This is a genomic window from Candidatus Erwinia dacicola, assembly GCF_001756855.1.
Classification (GTDB): Bacteria; Pseudomonadota; Gammaproteobacteria; order Enterobacterales; family Enterobacteriaceae; genus Erwinia; species Erwinia dacicola.
Genome location: NZ_MAYS01000440.1, coordinates 1 through 4,939 on the forward strand (window position 1 = coordinate 1; position 4,939 = coordinate 4,939).

Below are 4,939 nucleotides of genomic sequence, written 5' to 3' on the forward strand. Positions count from 1 at the left end.
TTCTGGGGATCCCTCAGGGGGCATCCCCGGTCCTGCTGGCCGCCGGGGATTCGCTGCGCCAGGAGAGCGTCGGCGCGCTGCAGCGCCTGCACCAGCGCGGTTATCAGCTGGTGATGCTGACCGGGGATAACGAAATCACCGCAACGGTCATTGTGCGCGAAACCGGGATCGACAGGGTGATTGCGGGGGTATTACCGGCAAGTAAAGCCGTAGCGATCGCCCACCTGCAGCAGCAGGGCCAGCAGGTGGCGATGATTGGCGACGGCAGCGATGTGGCGATTGAAACGGCGGCGATTACCCTGATGCGCCAAGATCTGAATGCGGTGGTCGATGCCTTAGCCATCGCCAAAGCAACCCTGCGCAATATGAAACAGAATTTACTTGGGGCGTTTATCTATAACGCGACGGGGATCCCGATCGCTGCCGGGGTGCTCTACCCGCTGACCGGCACGCTGCTCAGCCCGGTGGTGGCTGGCGCAGCGATGGCGCTCTCTTCGATTACCGTGGTCAGTAACGCCAACCGCCTGCTCAGCTACCGTCCGCCTCAGCACTAAATCCTCCCGGCTACGCTTCGTTTTTCCTTGTCTGTCAGCGAGTTATCGCGTTAGCATGGTGGCACTAAACGGATGAGGCGGGAAATTATGAGAAATCTTGTGCAAGTACTGCGGGCGCTACGCGACAGGTTCTGGCTGGTAAACTGCAGCTATCCGGCGCTGGACATCACGCTGGGCGACTGCCGGCTGCATCTGGTCGGCAGTATTCATATGGGCACGCGCAATATGCTGCCGCTGCCTGTCGTGCTGATGAAGCGCTTGCGTCAGGCCGACGCGCTGATTGTGGAGGCCGATATTACCGCCGGTGGCTCGCCGTTCAGCGACAGCGCAGTCTTCCCGCCGCTGGCAGAGCGCCTCAGCGCTGAGCAGCTCAGCACATTACACCAGCGGGCGGCAGAGCTAGGGATCTCCCCGGAGCGCATCGACACGCTGCCCGCCTGGCAGGTTGCACTGATGCTGCAAGCGCAGCAGGCTCAGCGCCTTGGGCTGCACGCCGACTGCGGCATCGACTATCAGCTGCTGCAGGCCGCGCGCTGGCTGGAAAAAAAAGTGATTGAGCTGGAGGGGCCGGAAACCCAGTTGGCGCTGCTGAATTCGCTGCCGGACAATGGGCTACCGCTGCTGGAGGACACGCTGGAGTACTGGCACACTAACGCCCGCCTGCTGCAAACCATGGTCAGCTGGTGGCTGGAAGCGCCACTGGGCAGCCACAGCAAGCTGGAGCTGCCGAACACTTTCAGCAGCAGTCTGAACGATCTGCTGATGCATCAGCGCAATCAGCAATGGAGCCAGCTTCTGCGCCAGTTGCCGCTAGGACGCTACGTGGTCGCGGTCGGCGCGCTGCATCTTTACGGCGAAGGCAACTTGCCTAGCCTGCTAAAAAAAGCATAAAAAAAGGCCGATGTTGAAATCGACCCGTCAATAACAACATTTTTATGATTTTTGTTATCGTCTCAGCCCTTAGGCTGACGCGGGCCTGATTGTCGCTCTCGCAGTAAAACTGCTTGAAAAACAAAATGTCACATTTACGCTGCATCCCTATGAGCACGACAGCAGCGAAACTCATTTTGGCGATGAGGCGGTGCGTATGCTCAATCTCAATGCAGATCAGGTTTATAAAACGCTGCTGATCGCACTAAATGGTGACAATATGGCCTTGGCCGTGGCGGTAACACCGGTTGCTGGACAGCTGGATCTGAAAAAGGTGGCGTTCTTCCTGCCGTACACCATGTTGTATAACTGGCTGTACGATTAAAGTGCGGGAACGGATTTGTAGGGGCGGACGATCTGTTCCGGTCCGCCCGTAGGCTGACGTTTGGGGCGACCAGAAAAGCGGTCGTCCCCTACAGAAAAAATCCGTTAACGCATGGCGGTATCGATCTTCGTCTAGCGCCATTTCTTCGGTACCAGCGGCTTCTCATCCTCTACAGGCTTTGTACTTTCGGCCGGTTTATCTCCGCCCTTTTGATAGACAATTTCTCCGGCAGGCTGGTATTGCGCCACGTCGAGCGGTGAGTGGCTCTCAATGTACTGCTTCAGCACTTCCGCATCGACAAAGCCGGTATTCACGTAGCCCGGTAGATTATCAATTACCGGGTAACCGTCACCGCCGGTGGCGTTAAAGCTCAGCGTCGCGATGCGGTAGGTTTTCTCCGCATCCAGCGGCTGGCAGTTGATCTTCACCGCGCTGACACCCGTCCCGTCGGCCACCAAGCTGACGCGGGAAAACTGAGCGTAAGCTCCGGAATTTACCTGCTTATTCGCTACCACCGCCAGATATTTTTCCACCTCGCTGCCTTTCATATCGACATACACCAGCGTGTTGCCAAACGGCTGTACCTTGAGCACGTCTTTATAGGTGATTGAGCCCTCTTCAATCGAATCGCGTACGCCGCCACCGCTCATCACCGCGAAATCGGCTTTGGTGCGGTCGATCTGCCCTTCAAGGATCAGGCGCGCCATATTGGTTTGTACAAAGCGCACTTTGCTGCGTTCCCCCTCCAGATGGCCGTTGACGCTGCCGATTTTTACGCCGAGCTGCGCTTCGCCTTTTTTCTGGAACGGCGTCAGCAGTTTCTGCATCGCGCTGTTTTTGGCAATTTCAGGCGTGTAGCTCACCCAGCTGCTGCCGTCAGCGTTGGTAATCTTATGTTTCAGGTTGATCGGCACCAGTTCGTAGTGCTCCAGCGTCAGCTTACCGTTCAGGAAGGTAAAGTCGGCACGGCCGATATATTTGCCCCACTCGTGCGCCTGCACAATCCAGGTGCCGTTCTGGCGGTCCGGCGTACAGGGGGCACCCGGAACATAGTCGGCCTGCTTCACATTCTCTTTCGCCATACACACCGGGTCCTGCGAGTGGCCGCCGACGATCAAATCGAGATAACCGGCAGGCAGCTCGCGCGCCATCTCCACATCGCCCGGGGCGTTGGAACCGTGCTGGACGTTGTCGTAGTGCCCCATATGGGTGGCGGCAATAATCACATCAGGCTTCTCTTTTGCACGCAGCTCTTTCACCACCGCTTTCGCTTCGGTGGCCGGTTTATGGAACAGGATGTCGGTAAAGTTCTCAGGGTTGCCAATCTTCGCCGTATCATCAGTGATCAGGCCGATCACAGCAATCTTCAGTCCCATGCGGTTGAACAGTGCATAGGGCTGAAACAGGCGCTTGCCGGTGCTTTTTTGGTAAATATTGGCGGAAAGCAGCGGGAACTTGGCCCATTTTTGCTGCTGGCGCAGGACCGTAAGCGGGTTATCAAACTCGTGATTGCCAATAGCCATTGCGTCGTAGCCAACCAAGTTCATGCCGCGAAAATCGGGTTCGGCATCCTGCAGGTCCGATTCCGGTACGCCGGTATTGATATCGCCGCCGGAGAGGATCAGCGGCGTGCCGCCGTGCGCCTGCAGTTCATAGCGGATCTGGTCCATCATGGTTTTCTGCGCCGCCAGGCCATACTCATCATGCTCGTTTGGCCAGAAGCGTCCGTGGTGATCGTTGGTGTGCAACACGGTAAATTTATAGGTGCGATCTTTCACCCACGCCTGCGCCATCAGGGGGGTGGATAACAGCGCTACCGTTAGCACGCTGATTAGACTTTTTTTCAGTACTGGCACTCTGCCTCTCCTTGTTGAATAACTGCATTAGGTAACAAAGTATGAATTTTTTGTAACCTCCGGCTGATTATGCAGCAGGATTAAGTCAGAAGGGTAATCTCTCCATCTTAATATTGCTGGCAGGGGCACACCCTTGAACTTCCCCAATAAAAACAAATTTCGATGACAGGTTAATTTATGGCAAGTAATGACACCCTCGCTTCACCGAATCTGCCGGTGAAGTGGACCTTTTGGCATTCTCGGCGCGATAAGCGTTGCTCATTAGCTTAACGATATGATCCTGTCGCTGATCCTAGTAATTTAGCCGCTGATGCAGCCGCTGATTGGCTATTATACCGATAAACAGCCGCAGCGCAGCCGTGGTTGCTGCCGATTGGCATGGGCTTTACAGTGTCCGGACTGGTGCTACTGGCGATGGCGAATAACTTCCTCATGGTTCTGGTGACCGCAGCGCTGGTGGGCACCGTCTCGTCGGTGTCTCATCCGGAGTCGTCACGCGTGGCGCGCATGGCATCCGGCGGGCGTCACGGCTTGGCGCAGTCGCTGTTCCAGGTGGGCGGCAATCTGGGTAGCTCACTCGGCCCGCTGCTAGCCGCGCTAATCATTGCCCCTACAGGCGCGGCAACGTCGCATGGTTCTCGCTGGCCGCGCTGCTGGCGATTGTGGTGCTGTTGTAGATCAGCCGCTGGTATCAGATTCAGCATCGCGCCAGTAAAAGCCATGCGCAGAGTGCCGTCAGCCCGCTGCCCCGCCGTTAGGTGGCGTTGGCGATTTCGATTCTGCTGGTGCTGATTTTCTCCAAAAATTTTTATCTTACCAGTCTGAGCAGCTATTACACCTTAATATCTGATGCACAAGTTCGGCCTGACGGTGCAGAGCGCGCAGCTGCACCTATTCGCGTTTCTGTTCGCCGTGGCGGCCGGGACGGTGATTGGCGGGCCGATTGGCCGCAAGCGCGTGATGATCGAGTCTGTCAAGGTGGTGTAAATTTACTTACAGCCTTCCGGTCCGGTAATGGGCCTGTTATGCGCTGAGTAGCAACGCGTCGATTACGTCGTCTTCAGCAGTGTGGTCTATCTCCGCCATGGTGTGCTGAGGCAGGTAGCCGTTCTGCAGCAGCCATTTTTCGTTCATGGTTAGGAGATTGAATCGCCTCTTCTGAGAGCGCCCAACCATGAATGTCAGAACGAACTATCCCTTTGATGCGGCGGCCGTGCGTAGGTTTAAGTATGAAAATGCAGTTTTTGTCGTGTTTTTAACCGGAAAGCCATTTT

General features: G+C 56.2%; 3 protein-coding genes and 2 pseudogenes. 4 read left to right on the forward strand and 1 reads right to left on the reverse strand.

Going from position 1 to position 4,939, the window contains the following annotated elements; translation table 11 throughout:
• The 3 genes and pseudogenes from BBW68_RS11880 to BBW68_RS11890 form a co-directional block, all read left to right on the forward strand.
• The coding region (locus tag BBW68_RS11880) for an HAD-IC family P-type ATPase (protein ID WP_148127652.1) at positions 1 to 554 on the forward strand (554 nt) is incomplete at its 5' end.
• Positions 555 to 641: 87 nt separating this feature from the next.
• The gene (locus tag BBW68_RS11885; protein WP_070135527.1) at positions 642 to 1,445 is read left to right on the forward strand and encodes a TraB/GumN family protein; all 804 of its coding nucleotides are present in this window, start codon (positions 642 to 644) and stop codon (positions 1,443 to 1,445) included.
• A gap of 88 nt (positions 1,446 to 1,533) precedes the next feature.
• A pseudogene (locus BBW68_RS11890) lies at positions 1,534 to 1,764 on the forward strand (YbaK/EbsC family protein); the annotation flags it as partial.
• 176 nt (positions 1,765 to 1,940) lie between these two features.
• Here the strand turns inward: BBW68_RS11890 and ushA are convergent.
• A complete protein-coding gene (gene ushA, locus BBW68_RS11895) occupies positions 1,941 to 3,665 on the reverse strand; it encodes a bifunctional UDP-sugar hydrolase/5'-nucleotidase UshA (RefSeq protein ID WP_102135789.1) in 1,725 nt (574 codons plus the stop codon).
• Positions 3,666 to 3,900: 235 nt separating this feature from the next.
• Between ushA and BBW68_RS16855 the strand changes: the two are divergent.
• Positions 3,901 to 4,619: pseudogene (locus tag BBW68_RS16855) on the forward strand (MFS transporter); the annotation flags it as partial.
• Between the last annotated feature and the right edge of the window lie 320 nt (positions 4,620 to 4,939).

Excerpts from the sequence above, each read along its gene's own strand:
- BBW68_RS11885 (WP_070135527.1), top strand. The coding sequence starts at position 642 with ATGAGAAATCTTGTGCAAGTACTGCGGGCGCTACGCGACAGGTTCTGG.